Genomic DNA, 23,478 nt, shown 5'->3' with positions numbered 1-23,478 from the left:
GCCTATCCTTGCAAACCGCCGGCTGAAATCCGCTTTCCGTGACGCCTCTATGCTGGACGCGAAAAAAGTGTCCGCCCTATTCCCGATCTGCGGAAAATTCTTCAGGTATTTTACGGGGCGCCGACGGCGGCTTTCAGGGCCCGCTCGGCCTCCAGCACGTCTTCGGCCACCAGCCGGGCGCGGCGGTGAACGTTCTCCAGGCCGGCGGACGCAAACCCCCACCGTTCGCCTTCAAGCCGGGACATGGCCGCCGCCTCGGCGGTGGCCGCCAGGGAGTTGCCGCTGCGCGAGAGCGCCCGGTGCACTGCAATGAGGGAGCCGGGGATGTCCTGGCCGTCGCTCGGCAGGCGCCGCTGCGCGGTGACGCAGACTTCCCGGACCCGGGGCAGCAGCTCGGCCAGTCCGTTGGCGACGGTCACCAGCTCGTTGTACACGGCGTCGTCTTCCACGCCTTCCAGCATCTGGTGGTAGCGGTCCAGGCCGCGGGTGAAGCGGTCATGGGCGCGGCGCCACACACCTTTCCCGAGCTGGGTGTCGTCCTTCCGCCCCTGACGGGCGGCTGCAAAAAGTGCCATTGGTCCTACAGGTACTGGCCGGGACCGGCATGCGGCTCGGGATGGGCGGAAGAGGGACGGGATTGTCCGGCGGGATCGGCGCGCCGGGGCTCGCCGTTGTCACCGATGACGACGCCGGGCGCCAGCACCGTGCCGGGCGGCAGCTGTCGCAGCTGCAGCCGGGACGCCATCTGCTGGTTGGCCGTCTGCTGTGCGGCTATGGCGGTTTGGATGCCGCGGAACAGCCCTTCGAGCCAGCCGACCATTTGGGCCTGCGCGATCCGCAGCTCGGCGTCGGTGGGCACGGTCTCATCCAGGAACGGAAGATTCACCCGGTGGAGCTCCTCGACCAGTTCGGGGGCAAGCCCGTCCTCCAGTTCCCGCAGTGAGCGTTCATGGATTTCGGCGAGGCGGTTGCGGGCGGCATCGTCCAGCGGGGCATTACGGACTTCTTCGAGAAGCTGCTTGATCATGGTGCCGATCCGCATGACTTTGGCCGGTTCATCCACCAGATCGCGCAGCTTGGCCGGGCCGGAGCTGCCCTCTCCGCTGTGCCCGTGACCGCCCGGGCCTCCGCCGCCGTCGGGTACGGCAACTCCGTCCCCGCGAGAGCTCCCCGGAGAGCCGTCACCGGCAGCCCGGGATTTAACGGGCGGATTGCTTGACGGCGTGTCATCGGGGCGGCCGCCGGAATCGTTGGAGCTTGATGAAGTGTCGGAACCGGGCGCAGGCGCTACATCCGGCCGGGCGGCGGATCCGTTCTCGTCAGTCATGCGTTAATGCTCTCATGGTTGGGGTTCAAAGCCGGGTGCCGGGTCAGCTTTCCAGCTCCTCCGTCCGCATTTTCGCGTATTCGCCGTCCGGACTCAGTCCCGCCACCTGCTGCCCTGCGTTGAGTTGGCCGGCCGTGTAGTGCCGGTCATCGAATTCCGGCCCGCCCGTATGTTCTTCTTCCGGCAGGTTGATGTCGTCAGCCAGATGCCCGTCCTCGCCGTCCGGCTCCGGGGCGGGCAGGCTGATGTCTTCCCGCAGGTGCTCGTCCTGCGGCAGGTCATTCGAGTTCTTGTGCTTTTCCATGATCCACCGTAGGCACCGGCCCCGGCTCCGCTCAAGGCTTGGTTACGAAACGACACAAACCCCGCGCCCTGCATCAAGAGACGACGACGGCGGCACCCGGGCAGGTGCCGCCGTCGTTTCCGCGGGTGTTCGATCACGGGAACACCCGCCGCGCCGGGCTCCTCAGCTGCGCTAGCAGCAGCGGCCCTCGGGGCTGGAGTCCTGACGGTCCATCTTGTCCTTCCAGAACTCCCGCTCACTCAGCAGCGGTCCGGTGCAGCCGGTGGACTCATGGAAGGCGACGTATTTGCGGTACGCGTCCTCCCCCATGACATCCCGGAAGAACCGCACGAAACCCCGCAGTCCGTCCTTTACCGTCCCGGTGCTCATGAGTGCGCCTTCCGGACAACCTTCCGGTCCGCGGGCAGCGCGTCCCACTGCGCCTGGAGCTCCTTTTCCGCCGGCGTCGCCAGGAAGCCCGCCGGGGCGAACATCCGGGAGGGAACGGCCGGATCTTCGGCGCTGGGAGAACCGCCGGCGCGGAACGAGCGGATGCTGGCAATGACCGCGGTGATGATGACGATGATTGCCAGCGTCACAAACACAATGGACAGCGTGCCCTGGATGAACGTGTTCCGGACGACGGCTTCCATGGCTTCCACCGTCTTGGCGGTGCCGAAGCTGGTCTCGCCCCGGTCCAGAGCTCCCTTGAAGGCATTGTGCTGCGCCCAGTAGCCGACAGCCGGAACCGGGCTGAAGATCTTGTACATCGAGGCGGTGATGGTCACCACGGACGCGAAGGCCAGCGGCAGCACCACAATCCAGATGTACTTGAATACGTTCTTCTTCGCGAGGATGGCCAGGCAGATGGCGAGCGCAATCGCCGCGAGCAGCTGGTTGGCGATGCCGAAGAGCGGGAACAGGGTGTTGATCCCGCCGAGCGGGTCCGTGACCCCCATGATCAGGATCGAGCCCCAACCTCCGACCATGACGGCCGTACAGATCCAGGCTCCCGTGCGCCAGCCGGTATCCCGGAACTTCGGGATGAAGTTGCCGATGGAGTCCTGCAGCATAAACCGGGCCACGCGGGTGCCGGCGTCAACGGCGGTGAGGATGAACAGGGCTTCAAACATGATGGCGAAGTGGTACCAGAACGCCATCATCGAGGAACCGCCGATGAGGCTCTGCATGATCTGGGCTAGGCCGACGGCGAGGGTTGGTGCGCCGCCGGTGCGCGACACGATGGATTCCTCCCCCACGTTTGAGGCCATGTTGGTGAGCATGTCCGGGGTGAGGTTCACGCCGGCAAGTCCCAGGCTGTTGACGAACGCGACGGCGCCTTCCACCGTTCCGCCGGTGGCGGCTGCGGAGGAGTTCATGGCGAAGTAAATGCCGCGGTCAATGGAAATGGCGGCGACCAGGGCCATGATGGCCACGAAGGATTCCATCAGCATGCCGCCGTAGCCGATGAAGCGGGTCTGGCGTTCCTTTTCGATCATTTTCGGCGTGGTGCCGGAGGCGATCAGTGCATGGAAGCCGGACAGGGCACCGCAGGCAATGGTCACGAACAGGAACGGGAACAGCGGACCGGCCACAACCGGGCCGTTGTCGGCAGAGGCAAATTCGCTGATCGCCGGAACGGTGATTTCCGGGCGGACGATGATGATGGCCACCGCGAGCATCACGATGGTGCCCACCTTCATGAAGGTGGAGAGGTAGTCGCGCGGCGCGAGCAGCAGCCAGACCGGAAGCACAGCGGCGATGAAGCCGTAGATGATGATCCCCCAGGCGATGACGGTCTTGTCCAGGGTCAGGGCGTCACCCAGTGCGGTGTCCGCGATCATTCCGCCGCCGATGATGGCCAGCAGCAGCAGAACAAAGCCGATGACGGACACCTCGGTGACTTTGCCCGGGCGCAGGAAGCGCAGGTAAACGCCCATGAACAGTGCAATGGGAATGGTCATGCCCACGGAGAAGACACCCCACGGGCTTTCCGCCAGGGCGTTGACGACCACCAGGGCCAGGATGGCGACAATGATGATCATGATGGTCAGTGTGGCGATCAGGGCCGCGGTTCCGCCCACCCGGCCCAGCTCCTCGCGGGCCATCTGGCCCAGGGACCTGCCGCCGCGGCGCATGGAGAAGAACATGACCAGGTAGTCCTGGACGGCGCCGGCCAGGACTACGCCGATGATGATCCAGATAGTGCCGGGCAGATACCCCATCTGTGCGGCGAGGACCGGGCCCACCAGGGGGCCGGCTCCGGCGATGGCGGCAAAGTGGTGTCCGTACAGCACCCGGCGGTCGGTCGCGGCATAGTCCTTGCCGTCGGCCTTGTACTCGGCGGGGGTGGCGCGCCTGTCATTGGGCTGCAGGAGCTTGCGCTCAATGAACTTGGAATAGAAGCGGTACGCGATGAAGTAGGTGCAGACTGCGGCGAAGACAAACCAGATGGCGTTGACGGTTTCCCCGCGGACCAGTGCCAGCATGTACCAGCTGACCCCGCCCAGCAGGGCGATGCCGGACCAGACGGCGATCTTCAGCGGCGTCCAGCGGCGGTCTTCGGCCTCAGCCGTTTCGGGGTCCAGCGCAACCGGCGGAAGATCGGGATCCTGCACCAGGACGTCACTGTCCTCAGGCTGTCCGGGGGCGGCCCGGTGCCGGCGATTCTCACTCATGGGGGTCCCTTTGCTTGCGGTAAGAACTCGGAAAGGCCGGGCAGTGAGACCGGCCCAGGAGACGGAAAACCCGCACTCTTGCCACCGAGATTAGCAGTGCACCTGTGATGTGCTCCACAAAGTCCGGACACGGTGCCCGCAGGGCGCGCCGCAGCACCGGCGGATGCCGCCCCGCGGGACCCCGGGCGGCGTATCCGCCGGTTGGTTCCGGCGTTCAGATCAGGCAGGCAGCCCGGCTCAGGTGGTCAGGAGGATCTTGCCCGTGTGGCGGCCTGAATCGAAGTACTCGTGCGCCGCACCGGCGTCGGCCAGCGGGAAGGTCTTGTCCACCAGGGGACGGATTTTCCCTGCTTCCACCAGGGGCCAGACGAATTTGCGGACGGCCTGCATGATGGCGGCTTTCTCCTCGGCCGGCCGGGACCGCAGCGTGGTTCCAATGACCGCGAGCCGCTTGCGCATCACCAGGTTGAGATCGATTTCAGCCTTGGTGCCGCCCTGCAGCCCGATAATGACCAGCCGTCCCGAGACCGCCAGCGCTTCGAGATTGCGCTGCAGGTACTTTGCGCCCATGACATCCAGAATGACGTCGGCGCCGCGGCCGCCTGTGGCTTCACGCACCCGCTCGACAAAGTCCTCATCCTTGTAGTTGATGAGCACCTGTGCGCCGAGGGACCGGGCCAGTTCCAGTTTTTCGTCCGAGCCGGCCGTCACCATGGGCACGGCACCGAAGGCGGCCACCATCTGGATCGCCATGGTGCCGATGCCGCCCGCGCCGCCGTGGATCAGGACGTGGTCCCCCTCGGTCACTCCGGCTGCCATGAACAGGTTGGAGAAGACGGTGGCCGCTGTCTCGGGCAGCGACGCCGCGGAAATGAGGTCCAGCCCTGCCGGAACCGGAAGGACCTGGCCTGCCGGAACATTGACCTGCTCGGCATAACCGCCGCCCGTCAGCAGGGCGACGACGTCGGCCCCCACTGACAACCCTTCCACGCCGTCTCCGACGGCGGCGATCCGGCCCGAGACCTCCAGACCGGGGTACTCCGAAGCGCCCGCTGGCACCGGGTAGTGCCCCTGCCGCTGCAGCACGTCTGCCCGGTTCAATCCGGCAGCCGCCACATCGATGAGCACTTCCCCTGGTCCCGGGACCGGCGCGGGCACATCCTGCACCTGCAGTGCGTCCGGGCCTCCGGGCGTAGTGATGACAACTGCTCTCATTCTGTCCTCCACGGGGTGTGATCAGATTTTGGTGAATTGCACCTTTCTGCCAGACTACTAGTGGGGAAGGTTGTCCGAGCGGCCGATGGAGCTGGTCTTGAAAACCAGTGTGCGGTAACCCCGTACCAAGGGTTCGAATCCCTTACCTTCCGCAATTGGGGCGGAAAACGGTTTGTGTCTAATGTCCCCCGGGGCGCCGCAGTCCGTATTCCATCCAAAAGATAAGGCGTATCAACTTCCGGAAACGGAAGCTGATACGCCTTATTTTTATGCCCGGAGGCTATTACCCTCCCGCATTGTTTCCAGAACGCCGTTGAATACACCGCCCGCGGCCCGAGCTTTGGCCGCCCTCGGCCTAGCCGAAAGTCCGACCCTCACGCCCGGACACCTCCAGGTCACCCATTCGTAACCTGCGCCACATAGTATTACCCACGTCACTCGCGTTACCCCCCTCGCTGCCGGCTGCACGGCAGCATTTACCGTCGGCTGGTTCCAGCTGACCTAGGAGCATGAGGCATGAGACCTTCAACCTGGAAGGCGGCCCTGGGAGCAACCCTCTCGGCCGGCCTGTTGGCGGCACCGATGACGGCGCTTCCGGCCTACGCCGAGGACAGCGCTGCAGCTGTCCCCGGCGTCATTATCAACGAGGCATACCTGAGCGGCGGCAGCGCCAACGCGCCCTTCGCCAACAAATTCGTTGAACTGTACAACCCGACGGATACCGATGTGAGCCTGGAGGGCTGGTCCCTGCAGTACCGGTCCGCGGGTTCGACGGCGGCGCCCACCGGAATCGGCGCCCTCGCCGGCACCATTCCCGCCGGCGGCCACTATCTGATCTCCGGAGCCTCGAACGGCACCACAGGCGCCCCGCTGCCGGCCGCGGATGCGAGCGTCGGTGCCAGCTTCAGCGGCTCGGGCGGCACCCTCATCCTGTCCAACCAGGCAACCCGGGTGGATCCCCTGCCCGCCGGCTCCGTCACCGGGCAGCCTTCAGTGGTGGACCTGCTCGGCTACGGCAGCTCCAACACCTTCGAAACCGCTGCCGCCGCGGCACCGGCCGGAAACGCCGATCCGAAGTCCCTGAACCGGACCGGATTCACCGACTCCAACAACAACGCCGCTGACTTCACGCTCAGTGCCGCTGTCACCCCCACCGGTACCGGCGGAACGGTGCCGGGCGAACCGGACCCCACTCCAACACCGGACCCCACCCCCACGCCTTCCCCCACCCCCACGGCTCCCGTTGACCCGGCAGACCCCGTGGCCATTGCCGAGATTCAGGGCACCGGGGACGCCAGCCCGCTGATCGGCCAAACCGTCACCACCCGGGGCAAGGTCACCGGTGTCTATCCCACCGGCGGCTTCAACGGCTATTACCTGCAGACTCCGGGAACCGGCGGAACCCTCGATCCCGCCAGCCACACGGCGTCGCACGGAATCTTTGTCTTTTCCGCGGATACTGTCGGCTCCGTTGCTGCCGGTGATTACGTGGAAGTCACCGGAACCGTCGGCGAGTACTACGGGCTGACCCAGCTCACGGTTGCAGCTGGCAACATGTCTCAGCTCAGCGAGCCGGCCGAGGAGGTCAAGCCCGCCAGCGTGGCCTGGCCCGCCTCCGATGCCGAGCGCGAAACCCTGGAAGGCATGCTGCTGGCACCGCAGGGCAGCTTCACCGTCACGGACAACTACTCGCTGAACCAGTACGCCGAAATCGGCCTGGCTGCCGGTGACTCTCCCCTGGTCCAGCCCACTGCTGTGGCTGCCGTGGGCACTGCAGAGCATGCCGCCGTCGTCGCCGACAATGCGGCACGGGCAGTGAAGCTCGACGACGGCGCCAGCACCAACTTTCTGAGCGCCGCCAACCAGGGAATTCCCCTGCCGTATCTGACCCCGGAAAACCCGGTGCGCATCGGCGCCGCCGCCGCCTTCACCACCGGCGTGATCCTGGACTTCCGCAACAGCGCCTGGAAGTTCCAGCCGCTCACCGCCCTTACCGCAGCCAATGCCGCCGAGGCGACACCGGCGTCGTTCGAAGCCACCCGCACCACGGCTCCCGAAAGCGTGGGCGGCAACCTGAAGCTGGCCTCCTTCAACGTGCTGAATTACTTCAGCACCACCGGAGACAGCATTCCCGGCTGCACCTACTACAGCGACCGCGCCGGCGCACCGCTGACCGTGCGCGGCGGCTGCGATGCGAGGGGTGCCGCCAACGCGGAGAACCTCGAGCGCCAGCAGGCCAAGATCGTCGCCGCGATCAATGCCCTCGGCGCCGACGTCGTTTCACTCATGGAGGTGGAAAACTCCGCAGTCTTCGGCAAGGACCGCGATGATGCACTCGCCAACCTGACGGCCGCACTGAACGAGCAGGCACCGGGCACCTGGGACTACGTCCGCTCCCCCGCTGCCCTGCCCGACGACGAAGACGTGATCCGCACCGCCTTCATCTTCCGCACCGCAACAGCCGAGCCCGTGGGCGACTCCGTCATCCTCAACGACGAAACGGTCTTCTCCAACGCCCGCGAGCCGCTGGCCCAGGCCTTCAAGCCCGCAGGAGGCGAAGACGGCTCAGCCATCCTGGCCATCAGCAACCACTTCAAGTCCAAGGGATCGGCGCCGGACTCCGGCGAGAACGCCGACACCGGGCAGGGCGGCTGGAACGCCGACCGCGTGCGCCAGGCGCAGGCTCTGACCGCCTTCGCCGACACGGTTTCCGAATCCGCCGGCACGGACAAGGTGTTCCTGCTCGGCGACTTCAACTCCTACGCCGCCGAGGATCCCATGAAGGTGCTGGCCGACGCCGGCTACGTGAACCTGGGCAAAGCCACCGGGAAGCACTCCTACGCCTTCAGCGGTTTGGTCGGCTCCCTCGATCACGTGCTCGGATCCCCGGAGGCGGCCGAGACCGTCACCGGAGCCGACATCTGGAACATCAACTCCGTGGAATCCGTGGCGCTGGAATACAGCCGCTTTAACACCAACGTCACCAACTACTACGCACCGGACCCCTACCGCTCCTCGGACCACGACCCGATCCTCGTTGGACTCGACCTGAGCCTGGCCGGTACCGAGACCGAAGAACTGAACCTGCTGAACATCAATGACTTCCACGGCCGGATTGACGCCAACACCGTGAATTTCGCCGGAACCGTTGAACAGCTCAAGGCCGCCGCCCCCGACGGCAGCTCGGTGTTCCTTTCCGCCGGCGACAACATCGGCGCCTCCCTGTTTGCGTCGTCCGTACAGCAGGATGCGCCCACGCTGGATGTCCTGAATGCGCTGGGCCTGCGGGCCTCTGCCGTGGGCAACCACGAGTTCGACGCCGGTTTCGAGGACCTCACAGGCCGGGTGGACGCCGCCGCCGATTTCCCGTACCTCGGCGCCAACGTCTACCTCGAGGGCACCACCACGCCCGCGCTGGATGAATACACCCTCCTGGACGTCAACGGGGTTTCCGTAGCCGTCATCGGCGCCGTCACCGGTGAGACACCCACGCTGGTCAGCCCCGGCGGCATCGCCGAGCTGGAATTCGGCGATCCGGTCGAGGCAGTCAACCGGGTGGCCGAGCAGCTTCAGGCCGAGGGTCTGGCTGACGTCATCATCGCCGAGTACCACGAGGGTGCCGGCAGCGGCACCCCGGACGGCGCCACCCTGGAACAGGAGCTCGCCGCGGGCGGCGCCTTCACCGAGATTGTCACCGGCACGTCCGCCCTGGTGGACGCCATCTACACCGGCCACACGCACAAGCAGTACGCCTGGGATGCCCCCGTTCCCGGCGTCGACGGCAAAACCCGTCCCGTGCTGCAGACCGGCTCCTACGGAGAGTTCATCGGACAAATCCAACTGGACTACAACCCGGAAACCGACGAGGTCCTCTCCTACACGGCAACCAACGTTCCGCGCACCACGGAAAGCGCCGATGCGCTGGTCGCCACCTACCCCGCGGTGGCCGAGGTCAAGTCCATTGTTGACGCGGCGCTGGCCTATTCCGCGGAGGTCGGCAACGAGCCCGTAGGATCTGTCACCGCCGATATTACGACGGCGTTCAACGGCACCGTCCGCGACGACCGCGGCTCGGAATCCACTCTGGGCAACCTGGTGGCGGACTCCCTGCTCAGCACACTGGCCGCACCGGAGCGGGGCGGCGCCGAAATCGGTGTCACCAATCCCGGCGGCCTGCGGGCCGAGCTGTATTACGGCGACGACGGCGTCATCACGTACGCCGAAGCCAACGCCGTGCTGCCGTTCGTCAATAATCTCTGGACGACCACCCTCACCGGAACCCAGCTGAAAACGATGCTGGAGCAGCAGTGGCAGCCGGAGGGCGGCTCACGCCCCTTCCTCGCGCTGGGGCTTTCCGACAACGTCACCTACACGTACGACCCGGCCCAGGCCGCGGGCTCCCGGATCCAGACGGTCACCGTCAACGGAGAAGCCCTGGACCCGGACCGTGCCTACCGCGTGGGAACGTTCAGCTTCCTGGCGCAGGGCGGTGACAACTTCAGTGTCTTCACCGACGGCACCGATACCCGTGACTCCGGGCTCGTCGACCGTGACGCGTGGATCAGCTACATCGAAGCGAACAGCCCGCTCTCGCCGGACTTCGCCCGCCAGGGCGTAACCGTGCAGGGAGCTCCGTCCGCTGCAGCTCCCGGCGCAGCAGTGTCCTTCACCGTCTCCGGCCTGGACCTGACCTCACTGGGCAGCCCGGCGAATTCTTCGCTGGCGATCAGCTGGGTTGATGCTGCCGGTGCCGCCGTTGCCCTGGGCAGCGCCGCGGTGGCCTCGGGTACGGCGACCGTGAACGTCACCGTTCCGGCCACGGCCAGCGGCGCGGGCACGCTCGTACTGACCGCGGATCCCTCCGCAACCACGGTCACGCTTCCGGTGACAGTGGAAGCACCGCCGGTGCCGCCCGCTCCGGTGTGCGTGGCTCCGGTTCCGCCGCACGGCTGGTGGGATATCCGGGGCTGGATTCGGTACGCCCTGGAATGGGCAAGGTATCTGATCTGCCTCAGCGGCCGGTAGTTCTTCCGCTGACATAAAAGTGCCGTCCGGTAGCCCAGCTCCCGGACGGCACTTTTGGCATTCCCCCGGCCATGTGAAGGCCGAAATACCCACTTGGCCTCATTGTCGGTTCTATCTTGCCTGCTGCCTGCTATGAAGCATCCGGCAGCAGCTGGGCAGCTGAGCCGGCATTCGTCCGCAGAACGGAATCGGCCAGAAGGTCGGAGAACAAACCCCTGCGCCCAAATGCGCTCCGCTGGCGCACTGACCCGGTTCCGTCACGCAGAATTGAGGCCATTATTTCTTCGACGGCGGTGTCCTCCTGCCATTCGGCCAGAACCGGCCGGACGATTTCCAGCAACTGGGACAGCACGTCTCCGGCGGGAGCCGGGCACCGGCTGAGGGGACTGACAAGGTTTCCGCCCATTCCCTCACGGCTGGCCAGCCAGGACCATGCCCTCACCTCGGCTGCGCTGACGTCATCCGGTCTGCTGCCGGCATGCCAGCTGCGCACTGCTGTTTCCACCAAGGCACGGACAAGAGCTGCGATGCCGGCGGCATGGCCGGCATCCAGGCAGACGTCAGCGATTCGGACCTCGAGGGTGGGCACGTGCTTGGAGAGCCTGACGTCAAAGTAGACCATCCCGTCATCCAGCGGAACTCCGGAGGCCAGCAGCATCTGAATCTGCCGTTCATATCCCGACGCTGTCCCAAAGACCGGCGGCGGTCCCGCGGTGGGCCAGCGGCTCCACGCCTGATAGCGGTAGCTGCTGTATCCGGAGTCGGAACCGTTCCAAAACGGCGAGTTGGCGCTCAGCGCCAAGACCACCGGCAGCCAGGCCCTGATGCGGTCCATGGCGGCAATGCCTTCCTCGGGAGACGCTATCCCCACGTGTACGTGGAAGCCGCAGGTCAACTGTTCCTTCAGCGTGAGCGCGAAGCGCTCCTGCATGTGGCGAAAACGCGGCATGGGCACCAGATGCGGTGCCAGCGGCGGCGGACAGGTTCCCACCGCCGCAACACGGGCGCCGAAACCGGAGGCCGCTTCGTCAACCAGCTGCCGCCCGGTGCGGATCGAATCGAGTTGAGCCGCAAGGCTGACCTGCGGCGGGCCTGCAACCTCAATTTGTTCCTGCTGGAGTTCAAGGGTGACGCTGAAGCCGGGGTTTCCGGAGCAGAGGGCGGCAGCAGCAGCGGCTGTCTCCTCGGCGACCGGTATGGGCTGGAAGGTGCGCCCGTTCACGAGCAGAAGTTCTTCTTCGACGCCGAAGGTTCGGACACCGGGAAATGGTTCAGCGGAGCTGTTCATCAAGACCTTTGAGGTACGAGGTGAAGAGCCGCCTTCTGAACTCACCATCAAGGTTAGCATTCCTCGCCGTGGGGGTTCCCGGGTTGTATTACGGGCCACCTTTATGCCTATCGTAAGCACACTTACTAAATCTTCGTCCGGCTTAGTGGAGGCAATAACCGTGGACCAGAATGAAGCTCCGATCCTTGATGCCCTGGATGAATACCACCGCCTCGACCGCTATGGCTTCACTCCGCCCGGGCACCGGCAGGGCCGCGGCATCGAAAAGCGCACCCTGCAGGTGCTTGGCGCCGATCCCTTCCGCAATGATGTCCTCGCCAGTGCCGGGCTTGATGACCGGTCCTCATCCAACGGATATCTGCAGCAGGCCCAGGACCTGATGGCTGACGCGGTGGGAGCGGAACAGGCCTTCTTTTCCACCTGCGGCAGCTCACTTTCGGTTAAGGCTGCCATTCTGGCCGTCACCCGCGGCACCGGTGAGATCCTCATCGGACGCGACGCCCATAAATCGGTCACCGCCGGATTAATCCTGTCCGGACTGCAGCCGCGCTGGCTCCGGCCCCGGTGGGACAACGACCTGCACATCGCCCACCCGCCGTCCCCCGAAACCGTCGAACAGATGTGGGAGCGGCATCCGGATGCCGCTGCCTGCCTGATCGTCAGCCCCACCCCGTACGGCACCTGCGCCGACATCGAATCCATCGCCGAAATCTGCCACCGGCGGGGCAAGCCGCTGATTGTCGATGAGGCGTGGGGCGCCCATTTGCCGTTCCACCAGGACCTTCCCACGTGGGCCATGAGCGCCGGCGCGGATATCTGCGTGGTCAGTGTCCACAAGCTCGGTCTGGGCTTGGAGCAGGGCTCCGTGTACCACCTACAGGGCTCGCTGGTGGACCCGGTCCGGCTGAAGCAATGCGCCGATCTGCTGGCCACCACCAGTACCAACGTGCTGATGTATGCCGCACTGGACGGGTGGCGGCGGCAGATGGTGCAGTCCGGCAGGGAGGAACTCAGCGCCGCCCTTGAACTGGTGGAAATCACCCGGGCCCGTATCAATGAACTGCCCGGCATGTATGTGTTGCATGACGAACTCATCCGCGAAGAGGCATCCCACGACTTTGATCCCCTGCACGTGCTGATCGATGTGAAGCAGTTGGGCATCAGCGGCTACCAGGCGGCCGACTGGCTGCGTGCCGAGCGGCGTATCGACGTCGGAATCAACGACCACAGGCGCATCGAAGCGACCTTCTCGCAGTCGGACAGCCCGGAGACTGCCGACCGGCTGTTGGAAGCGCTGGGCGCTTTGGTCCAGGCCGCGCCCGAACTGCCCACCCCAACCCCCGTCCTGCTGCCAGATTCATCTGATCTGGAAATGCCAACCGTCCGCCTTCCCCGCGACGCATTCTTCGGACCCGTGGAAGTGGTTCCCGCCAAGGAGGCGGAGGGCCGCATTGCAGCGGAGCAGATCACCCCGTATCCCCCGGGCATTCCGGCCGTGCTCCCCGGCGAGCGCATCAACGGGCGTGTCATCGATTACCTCCTCTCGGGCGTCGAAGCGGGTATGGTGCTGCCCGACCCGGCGGACCCTAAATTGAACACAATCCGAGTGAGTCAGGAGTGACCTTGCCAGAGCCGCTGTTTACCCTCGACAACACCAAGCCGTTCCGGGATCAGGCCAAACCCGGCCACAACCGGTGGCACCCGGACATCCCGCCGGTCGCCACCGTCCGTCCCGGCGAAACCTTCCGGGTGGACTGCCGGGAGTGGTTTGACGGCCACATCCGCAACGACGATTCCGCCAGCGACGTCCTGACGGCGCCGTTCCACACCGGGCACCAGCTCAGCGGCCCGTTTGAAGTAGCCGGCGCGAAGCCCGGTGACCTGCTGGTGGTGGACATTGTCGACGTCGGGCCCATCAGCGAGGGGACGTCCGGACCGCTGGCCGGTGAAGGGTGGGGCTACACCGGGATCTTTCCGCGCACCAACGGCGGCGGCCTGCTGACCCACCGGTTCCCCGACGCTTACAAGGCGATCTGGGACTTCAACGAGGGCACCGCGATCTCCAGGCACATTCCTGAGGTCCGGCTGAAATCCAAGGTGCATCCCGGCGTCATGGGGACCGCGCCCTCCGCAAAACTGCTGAGTCGCTGGAACCGGCGCGAGGCCGCCCTGACGGCGCGCAACCCGCTGCGCGTTCCGCCGCTTGCGCTGCCGCCGCTCCCCGAAGGAGCCCTGCTGGGCGGGGTCGAGCCGGACCGGGCCGCCGAAGTCGCGGTTACGGCCGCGCAGACCGCCCCGCCCCGGGAGAACGGCGGAAACCAGGACATCAAGAACCTCACCCGCGGCACCCGGATTTTTTACCCGGTCTACGTTGACGGCGGCATGCTCTCGGTCGGTGACCTGCACTACTGCCAGGGTGACGGCGAGATCACCCTCTGCGGGGCGATTGAGATGAGCGGCTGGATTGACCTGCACGTTGACCTCATCCCCTCGGGCATGCGCACCTACCACTTGGAGGACAGTCCCGCGTTTCTGCCCGGCGATCCCGAGCCCCGCTACGAGGAATGGATCTCCTTCTCCGGCATCTCGGTCACCGGCCGCGGACGCCAAAAGTACCTGGATGCCCGGCTGGCCTACCAGCAGGCCTGCCTGCACGCGATCAACTACCTGACCAGTTTCGGCTACACCCCGGAGCAGGCCTATCTGTTGCTGGGCGCCGCCCCGGTGGAAGGCAGGCTTTCGGGAGTAGTTGACTTCCCCAATGCCTGCGCCACGGTCTACATCCCCACGGCCATCTTTGACTTCGATGTCAGGCCTTCCGCCGGGACCCCGCATCAGGTCAGCCAGGCAACCCCGCTGCCGCATGCACCGGCGTCGGACGTTCCGCGGGAAAAGACCCTCCGTGCGGTGCCGGTGGCCAAGCGCGCCCTGCTCCCGGAGGCATCCTCCATCGGCACCTATCTGGCCGGCACTGCACGGCATCTGCTCCCCGAGACTCTCAGCCGGCGGCTCGGCGGAAAGAGCCGCGGGAAGCGCTGACGGGCGGAGGACGAGGCGCGGGGACGCACCTGCTCCCTAACTGCCTCCGGCAGGATCTTCGCTTACTGCCGGGGGTCGGGATTGTTGGGCGTCTCACTGCCCATGTCCGCGGCGCCGAACACCTTAACCGCCGGGTTGTCCGTCTCGTTGTTGGGCCGAGGCTGCAGCTCCGGGTGGTGCAGATCCAGTGCCGGCCGTTCAGACCGGATCCGCGGCAGCGCGGTGAAGTTGTGGCGCGGCGGCGGGCAGGAGGTGGCCCACTCCAGCGATCCGCCGAAGCCCCAGGGATCGTCCACTTCCACCTTCTTGCCCCGCCGCCAGGTGATGTACACGTTCCAGAAGAAGGGAATCAGCGAGATGCCGAGAAGCATGGAAGAGATGGTGGACAGCTGGTTCATGGCCGTGAACCGGTCCTCCGGCAGATAGTCCGCGTACCGACGGGGCATCCCGGACACCCCCAGCCAGTGCTGAATCATGAACGTGCCGTGGAAGCCCAGGAACAGCAGCCAAAAATGGATCTTGCCGAGACGCTCGTTGAGCATCTTTCCGGTGAACTTGGGCCACCAGAAATAGAAGCCTGCGAACATCGCGAAGACAACGGTTCCGAAGACCACGTAGTGGAAGTGGGCTACCACGAAGTAGGTGTCTGAAACCTGATAGTCCAGCGGCGGCGATGCCAGGATGATGCCGGTCAGTCCGCCGAAGAGGAATGTTATGAGGAACCCGATGCTCCAGAGCATGGGGGTCTCAAACGTTAGCGACCCGCGCCACATGGTGCCTATCCAGTTGAAGAATTTAACGCCGGTCGGTACGGCGATCAGCATGGTCATGAAGGCGAAGAAGGACTGCATGACGGCGCCCGTGACATACATGTGGTGCGCCCACACGGTTACTGAGTAGGCGGCAATGGCGATGGTGGCAAAAACGAGACCCTTGTAGCCGAAAATGGGCTTGCGGCTGAAGACCGGCAGGATCTCCGAGACAATCCCGAAGAACGGCAGCGCGATGATGTAAACCTCGGGGTGGCCGAAGAACCAGAACAGGTGCTGCCACAGGATGGATCCGCCGCGCTCCGGATCGAAGATCTGTGCTCCGAACCGGCGGTCGGCGCCCAGCGCGAACAGGGCTGCTGCCAGCGGAGGGAAAGCCATGATGATCAGAATGGAGGTCACCAGTGTGTTCCAGGTGAAGATCGGCATGCGCCACATGGTCATGCCGGGAGCCCGCAGGCAGATGATGGTGGTGATGAAATTGACCGCACCCAGAATGGTTCCAAAGCCGGACAGGGCGAGGCCAAAGACCCAGAGGTCACCGCCGACGCCGGGTGAGAAGGTGGTGTTGGACAGCGGCGCATACGCGGTCCAGCCGAAGGATGCGGATCCCTGCGGCGTGATGAAGCCGCTTACGGCGATGGTGCTGCCAAAGAGGAAAAACCAGAAGGCCAGGGCATTCAGGCGGGCGAACGCGACATCGGGAGCACCGATCTGCAATGGCATGATGACGTTGGCGAAACCGGCGAACAGCGGTGTTGCAAACATCAGCAGCATCACCGTGCCGTGCATGGTGAACAGCTGGTTGTACTGGTCCTTGGTCTGCAGGATCTGCATGCCCGGTTCGAAGAGTTCGGCGCGGATAACCAGCGCCATGACGCCGCCAAGGCAGAAGAAGACAAACGACGCGATCAGGTACATGTAACCGATGGTCTTGTGGTCCGTGGAGGTGATCCAGTTGACGACGACCCGGCCCTTGGACAGGGGCACCACCCGCGGAGGTACAAAGGTTCCGGATTCATCTGTGGAGTATTTGAGCGTCGACATTGGATGCCATCCCCTTGGGTACACCGGCCAGATCATCGTGCCCACGGCCGTCCCCCCGGAATCCGCCGTGGCTTGTATCGTAGGTCTCCTCTTTCCCTGCCGTCCAGAGACAACAGGCGATGCGTCCCCGCCTGCCTGCCATCACAACCCGGCTCTGCGGGAATGAAACGGCCCAGAACCCGGTTGCACCCGGGACAGACGTCGAGATTTCATCAAGGAGAGAGCTCATGACAACACAGGTTGAGTCGACCACCCCCGCCCTCACCGACTGGATTCCCTCGCAGCAGTACATTGCCGGACAGTGGCGGGACGGAAGCTCCGAACGGGTTCTCACCGACACCAGTCCCTTTGACGGCACGGAACTGATGAGCATCCGCCAGGCTTCCCGCGAGGACCTGGACGAGGCCTACACCGCTGCGGCCAAGGCCCAGCAGGAGTGGGCAGCACAAACGCCTTCTGCCCGCCGTGCGGTTATGGAACGTGCGGCTGAGATTTTCGACGAGCGCCGTGAGCAGATCATCGCCTGGCTCGCCGCCGAATCCGGCAGCACCGTCATCAAGGCCACCATTGAGGTGGAGTCCGCACGCGCCATCACCAAGGAATCGGCCACCTTCCCGCACCGGGTCTCCGGAAAAATCCTGGAATCGGACACGCCGGGCAAGGAATCCCGGGTGTACCGCGGACCGCTGGGCGTTGTCGGCGTCATCAGCCCCTGGAACTTCCCCCTGCACCTCTCCCAGCGCTCGGTGGCCCCGGCGCTGGCACTGGGCAACGCCGTCGTGCTCAAGCCCGCATCCGATACCCCGGTGACCGGCGGACTCATGCTCGCCAAGATCTTCGAAGAGGCAGGCCTGCCCGCGGGTGTCCTCAGCGTGGTGGTGGGCGCCGGTTCCGAAATCGGCGACGCTTTTGTTGAGCACCCGGTTCCGGGCTTCATCTCCTTCACCGGATCCACTCCGGTGGGCAAGAACCTCGGCGCGCTGGCTGCCAGCGGCCCCACCCTGAAGCACGTGGCACTGGAGCTCGGCGGCAACAGCCCGTTCGTGGTCCTGGCCGATGCGGACGTGGACCAGGCCGTCAAGGCGGCCATCATGGGCAAGTTCCTGCACCAGGGCCAGATTTGCATGGCCGTGAACCGGATCATCGTCGAAGACGCCGTGTACGACGAATTCGTGGAAAAGTTCGCCGCACACGCCAAGACGCTGAAGTCCGGAGATCCCCGGGACCCGCAGAACACCGTGGGCCCGATCATCAACGCGAAGCAGCTCGAAGGGCTGCAGAAGAAGATCGAGCTCGCCAAGGAGCAGGGCGCACGCCTGGTCGTCGAGGGTGAAACCAACGGACAGGTTCTCTCCCCCTACGTTTTCGCCGACGTCACCAAGGACATGGAACTCTTCCAGGAAGAGATCTTCGGTCCGATTGCCGGGATCATCCGCGCCGCCGATGCCGAAGACGCCCTCTCGCTGGCCAACGCCACTGACCTGGGGCTCGCCAGCTCGGTCTTCACCTCAAATCTGGACGCCGGGGTCCTGTTTGCCCGCCGTATCAAGGCAGGCATGACCCACGTCAATGACATTCCCGTCCAGGACGAGGCCCACGTGGCTTTCGGCGGCGAGAAGAACTCCGGCCTGGGCCGTTTCAACGGTGAATGGGCGATCGAGGAATTCACCACCGACCACACCGTCACGCTGCAGCGCGAACCCCGGCAGTACCCGTTCTAATCCGGTAGCGTATCGGCCTCGGCAACGAGCTGACTGCACGACGGCGGCCCGCACCTCTGAGGTGCGGGCCGCCGTCGTCGTTACCGTGTTGCCCGTACCGTGTTGCCGGTACCGTGTTGCCGTCCCTGCCGGCGGACCCGGGGGCACCCGTTCTCATCTGCCTTCAGATCTGAGAGGATGCTGCACCAGCACCAGCGGGAAGAGGAGATCCACATGCCGGCAAGCAGGCAACACACGGTGGAGAACGACGGCGCCCGGCTGGCCGTCTTCGAGTACGGACTGCCGGCGGGGCCGGGCACCCCCACGGTCCTGCTGGTCCACGGCTATCCCGATGATCACACCATCTTCCGCAGCGTCATTGACGATCTGGCCGCCGATCATCATGTGATCGCCTACGACACCCGCGATGCAGGGGCTTCCCGGCTTGCCGCGGACGCTGACGCACCAACAGCCGAGGTTCCGCCGGGGAACGGTGGCAGCCCGCTGGCGCCGTACCGGCTGCCAGTGCTGGTTGAGGACTTCTACGCCGTGCTGGAGCAGGCCGGCGGACCGGTTCACGTGGTCGGCCACGACTGGGGTTCGATCCAGTGCTGGGCCGCCGTTCGGGATGCCCGCGCCGCCGGCAGGATCCTCAGCTTCACCAGCATTTCCGGGCCGGACATCGGCCACCTGCACCGCTGGTTTTCTCAGTGCGTCCGCGATCCGCGCCGGTGGCTTCTTGCCGCAGGGCAGGCGCTGCGGAGCACTTATGTCGCTTTCTTCCAGCTTCCGGTCCTGCCGGAAGCCCTGTGGCGCGTGCTGGGTCCGCGCTATGCCCGGCGGGCCGGCACCACCGCGGAAACCGCCACGGACAATGCGGTCCGCGGCCTGCAGCTCTACCGCGCCAACCTGCTGGGATCGGGCGTCTCGGGCCGGTCACCGCTGCCGCGCGTCGAGGTTCCCGTGCATGTGCTGGTGCCTCTGCATGATCCGTTCCTCTCGCCGCGGCTGACGGACGGACTCGGCACGGAAGTCCGGGACCTGCGGATCAGCCCGGTCGACGGCGGACACTGGTGGCCCACCGAAAACAGCGTGGCGTTCTGCCGGATGCTCCGGCGGTTCACCGGCGGCGGTCCGGCCCAGTAGCGCTTGACCCTGACGCTGCGTCAACCTGCAGACTGTGGGGCATGAGCAAAAACTTCAACTCCTTTGACATCAGCCCCGTCCCCGCACCGGGACCCGACGCGGTTCCGCCGCCGGTGTACCGCGGCATTTACGGCATGCCCATGTTCGTCACCGTGCCCACAGAGGACCTGGCGGCATCGGTGGACTTTTGGATTCACGGTCTGGGTTTTATCGACCTGTTTACCATTCCCGGCCAGCTGACCCACCTGCGCCGGTGGGCGTTTCAGGACGCGCTGCTTGTCCCGGCCGACGGCATAGCCGGCCGCCCCTCGCTGACGGTGAGTTTCGCCTGCGTGGAAAGCGAGATCGAGGGCATTGCCGCGGCGTGCACCGAACTCGTGCCCGGATGCGTTGACGGTCCGCGTTTCACCCCGTGGAACACCGCGGACCTGGAGATCACCACGCCGGAGAACACGCGGGTCATCTTCACTGCCGGCCGGGCACTGGATCCGTCGGGCGGGCAGGCCGATTCGCTGCGCTCAATGGGCATAAACGTCCCCAACCCCTGAGGAGTTTTTCCTACCCGGGCGGGGCCGGGACCGTGTCTTCCATGGGAATATCGTCAACGCCGAGGCGGCGGATTGCCCACGGGCCCAGTACTGCACCGGACAGGATCATGGCTGCCGAAACCAGGCAGGCTGCCTGCCAGGACACGTAGTCATAGACGAAACCCGCCGCCAGTGCGCCCGCCGCGGCGCTCAGCAGCCCGACCGCCGTGTAGACGCCCATCGCGCTGCCAACACTGTCCGGCACCGCTTCGGCCACAACCGCCTGTTCGATGGGCATCAGCACGGCCCAGGCCAGCCCGCTCAGGATCCACAGGGCCGCGATCATCACCGGACTGGACGCCCAGGCCAGGGAAGCGGCAAAGGCCGCGCTGGCTACGGAAGCAGCTATGACGGCGCGCCGGCGTCCGGTCCGTACAACGACTTTGTGCAGCAGCGGAGGCAGTACGGCCAGGGCGACGGCGCCGGGCAGGAACACATAGGCCGTCTCAATGACCCCGAGCCCGAATCCGCGCTGCAGGTGGAGCAGCAACAGGATGGACACGGCCGCTTCAGCCGCCGCAGTAGCCCCGGACGCGATCAGCATCGGCCGCACCCGCCGGGTTACTGCACGGGTAGTCATCTCGCGGGCGCTGCGGCCGGCGTCTTTGGGAGCGGTGCGGGACGGACTGGCGAAGAGCATCACGGCGCCGATCAGGCACGCACCGGCACAGGCCAGGAGGACCGGCTCAAAAAGGTCGGTTCGTCCCAGCAGCGTCAGCCCGGCGACGAACGCCACCCAGGTTCCCGTTTCCTGCACCGACATCAGGCGGGCGAACGCTCCGGAGTCCACTGCCAGGCGTTCACTCACGATCGCGCGCAGCGAGACCCACAGCAGGGCTCCGCCGACACCGCCGAGCCCCGCCGCGGCGTAAGCTGCGGCAAGGCTGTCGGCAACCGCGTATCCGCAGCAGGACAAGCCGTAGATGAGGGCGCCAACGCCGGCGAGCGTCCGCCGCTCCCGGGTGTCGGCCAGCCGGCCCGCAACCGGGCGCACAACCACGGAGACCAGCAGTTCCGCGGCGACCAGCAGCCCAATCTGCGCCGCTTCCGCTCCGAGGGCCAGGCCTGCCCAGAGCGGGATCAGGAAATCGATCAGGGCAGCCGGGCCGTTGGTGAAACCGGCGGCAAGCAGCGCTGCCCCATGACGGCGTTTCGCCTTTTCAGTTCCCCGGGACACCGCACCAGTAGACATCGCCCCAGTATGACGCTGCCGGCCGGAAAATGTGCGAGCCGCGCTGGGCGGACTTACCCCCGGGGCGCTCCGCCGGGAAGGGTGGCCGTCAGCTGCCGGCCGTCCGCCGTGCCGGCACCGCTGCTGCCGCCTCCGCGGGCCGCCGAAGCCAGCAGTGCGGCGGCGATGTCATCCGCATCGCGGACCGTACGCGCCCCGGCCCGGGCAGGAGATCCTGCCTCTGCGGCAATGGCTGTCCCCCACTGGACCGATGACAGCTGCAGCCCCAGCACGTAGAGGTCTTCCTGCGGATCGCCGCTGATGCCCACCGGCCGGTACGGCGGCAGCGTCACATCGAGTCCGGGCGTCACCACTGCCGTGCCGTCGGCGGCCATCATCACCTTGGGGCGGGCAAGTCCGTCCCGGAGCATGCCCCCGAGCAGCGGCGAAATGTTCCGGTCCACGCGGTTGGCGGGCATCATTGCTTCCACCAGGGTTTTTGCCGCATATTCAGTGCCCGTCCACGGTGAAGCTCCGGTGAACACTCCGCGGGCTTCATCCACGTCAAAGCGCGGATCGGGACCGACAAAGTGCACGATGCCGGCACGCACCAGGGCTGCCAGCTGTTCGATCCGCTCCGGCGGCGGTCCGCTCGCCAGGCCTTCCACGAGCGGCTCAAACCAGCCGCGCAGTTCGGTAAGCCAGGACGCTTCGGCGAGTCCGCCGTCGGCCACAATGGTTTTCAGCACGGTGCGTCCGGCATTGAGCGCACCGATAGCCATCTTCAGCGGGTCGTCCTCGCCCGCGGCGGAACCGGCGGCGTCAGCCTCCAGATAGGCGAGGACGGCGTCGTCGAGGTCCTTTGCCCCGGCATAGGGGCGCCGGCCGAGCGGCTGGGCCAGCGCTTCCAGATTGGTGCGCCGGTGGGCGGGGACAAACCGGTCCAGGACTTTTTCCTTCGCCGCATCCCACTCCGGACCGGGCAGGTCCAGGGCGGCACGCAGCTCGTCCAGGAATACGGCGGCCGGAGCCGACAGTTCATCCGGAGCCACCCGTGCCAGGGTGGAGTAATACGCCCAGACGGCATCCCGGTGCAGCAGGGGCCACAGGTCATGGTCGAAGCCGGGCAGGATGCCCTCGTTCCGGAACACGGCCGCGGCCTCTTCGGTGAAATAGCGCAGCTTCACACTGCGCGGCACATACGTGTCCAGGCGGGCTTTCGCCCGGTACGGCGTCCCGCGGCGCGAGGCTGCCACCAGAATGGGCTCGCGCCCGCCGGCCTCGTACCGCAGCGCACGGCCGGCCGGCTGTCCGCTGGGCACAAAACGTCCTCCGCGGCCCACGGTTACCTGGATCATGATGTCGAAAAAGTTGAGGCCCAGACCGCGCACCAGCACCGGTTCGCCGGCCGGAAGCACGGAGAAATCCACATCCGAGGGCACAGCAGGGGGAAGGTAGCGCAGGTTGTGCCGGTCGGCAGCGTCGCGCAGCCGGTCCTGTTCGGCACTGAGGGCGGCGGGCAGGTGGCCCAGGGCGAGGACGACGGCGTCTGCGGCCAGGGCGCCTTCCCCTGCCGCCTCCAGCGTCCAGCCCGGGCCGGACCCGCGCCTGGCCAGGCTGAGGACTTCGGCCCGTACGTGCTGCAGCTGTACTCCCGCAGCAGCAGCCGCCTCCTCGAGGCGGGCGTAGGTCCACTCCAGGTACCGCCCGTAAAGCGCCCGGCTGGGAAACGCGCCGGCAGTGAGTGCGGCCAGTTCTTCCCGGTCCCCGGCAGACAGACCGGAGTGGACGCCGGTGTCCGGATCGGCCATCAGGATTCGCCACTGGTCAAAGGAGAGCCCGGTGGGAGAGGCTGCCAGCTCCGCGGCCGTAGCTCCGGCCGGAACGACCGTGGGAAAAAGAGAGGGGGTGTTCATCAGGAACAGGCGTGACTGCCCGGTGCGCCACACGTGGCCCGGGCCCGGGTTGAACGGATCGATGACGGTGATGCCCAGCACTGGCCTGTCCTGCGGCGCCAGCGCAAGATATCCCGCCAGTGTCCGCTCCACCACAGAGATTCCACGCGGGCCCGCTCCTATCACGGCCACCTGAAAGCTCTGTGTATTCGTCATGCCTCAAGAGTATCCGGCCCGTACCGCGGGGCCACCACGCCGGAACAGTCAGCCGCGTCGCCCGGTGCTGTTGTCCGTCCGGGCATTGGCG

General features: G+C 66.0%; 16 protein-coding genes and 1 tRNA gene. 7 read left to right on the top strand and 10 right to left on the bottom strand.

What is annotated here, in order from left to right; translation table 11 throughout:
* Positions 1 to 110: 110 nt before the first annotated feature.
* The 6 genes from M1D40_RS01755 to M1D40_RS01730 all read right to left on the bottom strand — a co-directional run bounded on the left by M1D40_RS01755 (position 111) and on the right by M1D40_RS01730 (position 5,503).
* Complete coding sequence (locus tag M1D40_RS01755; protein WP_341395442.1) at positions 111 to 575, bottom strand: hypothetical protein; 465 nt, start codon at positions 573 to 575, stop codon at positions 111 to 113.
* A 5-nt stretch (positions 576 to 580) separates the two neighbouring features.
* A complete protein-coding gene (locus M1D40_RS01750) occupies positions 581 to 1,327 on the bottom strand; it encodes a bacterial proteasome activator family protein (RefSeq protein ID WP_461169984.1) in 747 nt (248 codons plus the stop codon).
* Between the two features lie 43 nt (positions 1,328 to 1,370).
* On the bottom strand, positions 1,371 to 1,631 hold the full coding sequence (locus M1D40_RS01745; protein ID WP_461169983.1) for a hypothetical protein: 261 nt from the start codon (positions 1,629 to 1,631) through the stop codon (positions 1,371 to 1,373).
* 171 nt (positions 1,632 to 1,802) lie between these two features.
* On the bottom strand, positions 1,803 to 2,000 hold the full coding sequence (locus M1D40_RS01740) for a YbdD/YjiX family protein (protein ID WP_341395439.1): 198 nt from the start codon (positions 1,998 to 2,000) through the stop codon (positions 1,803 to 1,805).
* Positions 1,997 to 4,288, bottom strand: coding sequence for a carbon starvation CstA family protein (locus tag M1D40_RS01735; RefSeq protein WP_341395438.1), 2,292 nt, complete (start codon positions 4,286 to 4,288; stop codon positions 1,997 to 1,999). Before M1D40_RS01735 ends, M1D40_RS01740 begins: the two co-directional genes overlap by 4 nt.
* Before the next feature lie 237 nt (positions 4,289 to 4,525).
* Positions 4,526 to 5,503, bottom strand: a complete 978-nt coding sequence (locus M1D40_RS01730) for an NAD(P)H-quinone oxidoreductase (protein WP_461169982.1) — start codon at positions 5,501 to 5,503, stop codon at positions 4,526 to 4,528.
* A 64-nt stretch (positions 5,504 to 5,567) separates the two neighbouring features.
* On the opposite strand from M1D40_RS01730, the gene M1D40_RS01725 reads away from it, so the two are divergent.
* Positions 5,568 to 5,655 (top strand) — tRNA-Ser (locus M1D40_RS01725).
* 364 nt (positions 5,656 to 6,019) lie between these two features.
* Positions 6,020 to 10,528: an ExeM/NucH family extracellular endonuclease gene (locus M1D40_RS01720; RefSeq protein ID WP_461169981.1), complete on the top strand. Its 4,509-nt coding sequence runs from the start codon at positions 6,020 to 6,022 to the stop codon at positions 10,526 to 10,528.
* Between the two features lie 130 nt (positions 10,529 to 10,658).
* On the opposite strand, the gene M1D40_RS01715 is transcribed toward M1D40_RS01720, so the two are convergent.
* Entirely contained in the window at positions 10,659 to 11,816 is a 1,158-nt protein-coding gene (locus M1D40_RS01715; protein WP_461169980.1) for a glutamate--cysteine ligase, read from the bottom strand.
* A 160-nt stretch (positions 11,817 to 11,976) separates the two neighbouring features.
* On the opposite strand from M1D40_RS01715, the gene M1D40_RS01710 reads away from it, so the two are divergent.
* Both M1D40_RS01710 and fmdA read left to right on the top strand, forming a co-directional pair.
* Entirely contained in the window at positions 11,977 to 13,437 is a 1,461-nt protein-coding gene (locus M1D40_RS01710) for an aminotransferase class I/II-fold pyridoxal phosphate-dependent enzyme (RefSeq protein ID WP_461169979.1), read from the top strand.
* Between the two features lie 2 nt (positions 13,438 to 13,439).
* Positions 13,440 to 14,855: a formamidase gene (gene fmdA, locus M1D40_RS01705; RefSeq protein WP_461169978.1), complete on the top strand. Its 1,416-nt coding sequence runs from the start codon at positions 13,440 to 13,442 to the stop codon at positions 14,853 to 14,855.
* A 62-nt stretch (positions 14,856 to 14,917) separates the two neighbouring features.
* Here the strand turns inward: fmdA and ctaD are convergent, their stop codons facing one another.
* Complete coding sequence (gene ctaD, locus M1D40_RS01700; RefSeq protein ID WP_461169977.1) at positions 14,918 to 16,672, bottom strand: aa3-type cytochrome oxidase subunit I; 1,755 nt, start codon at positions 16,670 to 16,672, stop codon at positions 14,918 to 14,920.
* Between the two features lie 227 nt (positions 16,673 to 16,899).
* Here ctaD and M1D40_RS01695 point away from each other — a divergent pair, with 227 nt between their 5' ends.
* From M1D40_RS01695 to M1D40_RS01685, 3 genes are all read left to right on the top strand, one after another.
* A complete protein-coding gene (locus tag M1D40_RS01695) occupies positions 16,900 to 18,393 on the top strand; it encodes an aldehyde dehydrogenase family protein (protein ID WP_341395434.1) in 1,494 nt (497 codons plus the stop codon).
* A gap of 213 nt (positions 18,394 to 18,606) precedes the next feature.
* Complete coding sequence (locus M1D40_RS01690; RefSeq protein WP_461169976.1) at positions 18,607 to 19,518, top strand: alpha/beta fold hydrolase; 912 nt, start codon at positions 18,607 to 18,609, stop codon at positions 19,516 to 19,518.
* 41 nt (positions 19,519 to 19,559) lie between these two features.
* The gene (locus M1D40_RS01685) at positions 19,560 to 20,066 is read left to right on the top strand and encodes a VOC family protein (protein WP_461169975.1); all 507 of its coding nucleotides are present in this window, start codon (positions 19,560 to 19,562) and stop codon (positions 20,064 to 20,066) included.
* Between the two features lie 10 nt (positions 20,067 to 20,076).
* Here M1D40_RS01685 and M1D40_RS01680 read toward each other — a convergent pair whose 3' ends face one another.
* A complete protein-coding gene (locus tag M1D40_RS01680) occupies positions 20,077 to 21,297 on the bottom strand; it encodes an MFS transporter (RefSeq protein ID WP_461169974.1) in 1,221 nt (406 codons plus the stop codon).
* A gap of 53 nt (positions 21,298 to 21,350) precedes the next feature.
* A complete protein-coding gene (locus M1D40_RS01675) occupies positions 21,351 to 23,387 on the bottom strand; it encodes an FAD/NAD(P)-binding protein (protein ID WP_461169973.1) in 2,037 nt (678 codons plus the stop codon).
* Positions 23,388 to 23,478: the final 91 nt, after the last annotated feature.

The sequence above is a fragment of the Arthrobacter sp. Z1-15 genome (genome assembly GCF_054792395.1).
The sequence above is the reverse complement of the archived record's forward strand: the minus strand, read 5'-3'. Positions and strand labels throughout refer to the sequence as shown.

Excerpts from the sequence above, each read along its gene's own strand:
- M1D40_RS01755 (WP_341395442.1), bottom strand. The coding sequence starts at position 575 with ATGGCACTTTTTGCAGCCGCCCGTCAGGGGCGGAAGGACGACACCCAG.
- M1D40_RS01750 (WP_461169984.1), bottom strand. The coding sequence starts at position 1,327 with ATGACTGACGAGAACGGATCCGCCGCCCGGCCGGATGTAGCGCCTGCG.
- M1D40_RS01745 (WP_461169983.1), bottom strand. The coding sequence starts at position 1,631 with ATGGAAAAGCACAAGAACTCGAATGACCTGCCGCAGGACGAGCACCTG.
- M1D40_RS01740 (WP_341395439.1), bottom strand. The coding sequence starts at position 2,000 with ATGAGCACCGGGACGGTAAAGGACGGACTGCGGGGTTTCGTGCGGTTC.
- M1D40_RS01735 (WP_341395438.1), bottom strand. The coding sequence starts at position 4,288 with ATGAGTGAGAATCGCCGGCACCGGGCCGCCCCCGGACAGCCTGAGGAC.
- M1D40_RS01730 (WP_461169982.1), bottom strand. The coding sequence starts at position 5,503 with ATGAGAGCAGTTGTCATCACTACGCCCGGAGGCCCGGACGCACTGCAG.
- M1D40_RS01720 (WP_461169981.1), top strand. The coding sequence starts at position 6,020 with ATGAGACCTTCAACCTGGAAGGCGGCCCTGGGAGCAACCCTCTCGGCC.
- M1D40_RS01715 (WP_461169980.1), bottom strand. The coding sequence starts at position 11,816 with ATGAACAGCTCCGCTGAACCATTTCCCGGTGTCCGAACCTTCGGCGTC.
- ctaD (WP_461169977.1), bottom strand. The coding sequence starts at position 16,672 with ATGTCGACGCTCAAATACTCCACAGATGAATCCGGAACCTTTGTACCT.
- M1D40_RS01695 (WP_341395434.1), top strand. The coding sequence starts at position 16,900 with ATGACAACACAGGTTGAGTCGACCACCCCCGCCCTCACCGACTGGATT.
- M1D40_RS01690 (WP_461169976.1), top strand. The coding sequence starts at position 18,607 with ATGCCGGCAAGCAGGCAACACACGGTGGAGAACGACGGCGCCCGGCTG.
- M1D40_RS01685 (WP_461169975.1), top strand. The coding sequence starts at position 19,560 with ATGAGCAAAAACTTCAACTCCTTTGACATCAGCCCCGTCCCCGCACCG.
- M1D40_RS01680 (WP_461169974.1), bottom strand. The coding sequence starts at position 21,297 with ATGTCTACTGGTGCGGTGTCCCGGGGAACTGAAAAGGCGAAACGCCGT.
- M1D40_RS01675 (WP_461169973.1), bottom strand. The coding sequence starts at position 23,387 with ATGACGAATACACAGAGCTTTCAGGTGGCCGTGATAGGAGCGGGCCCG.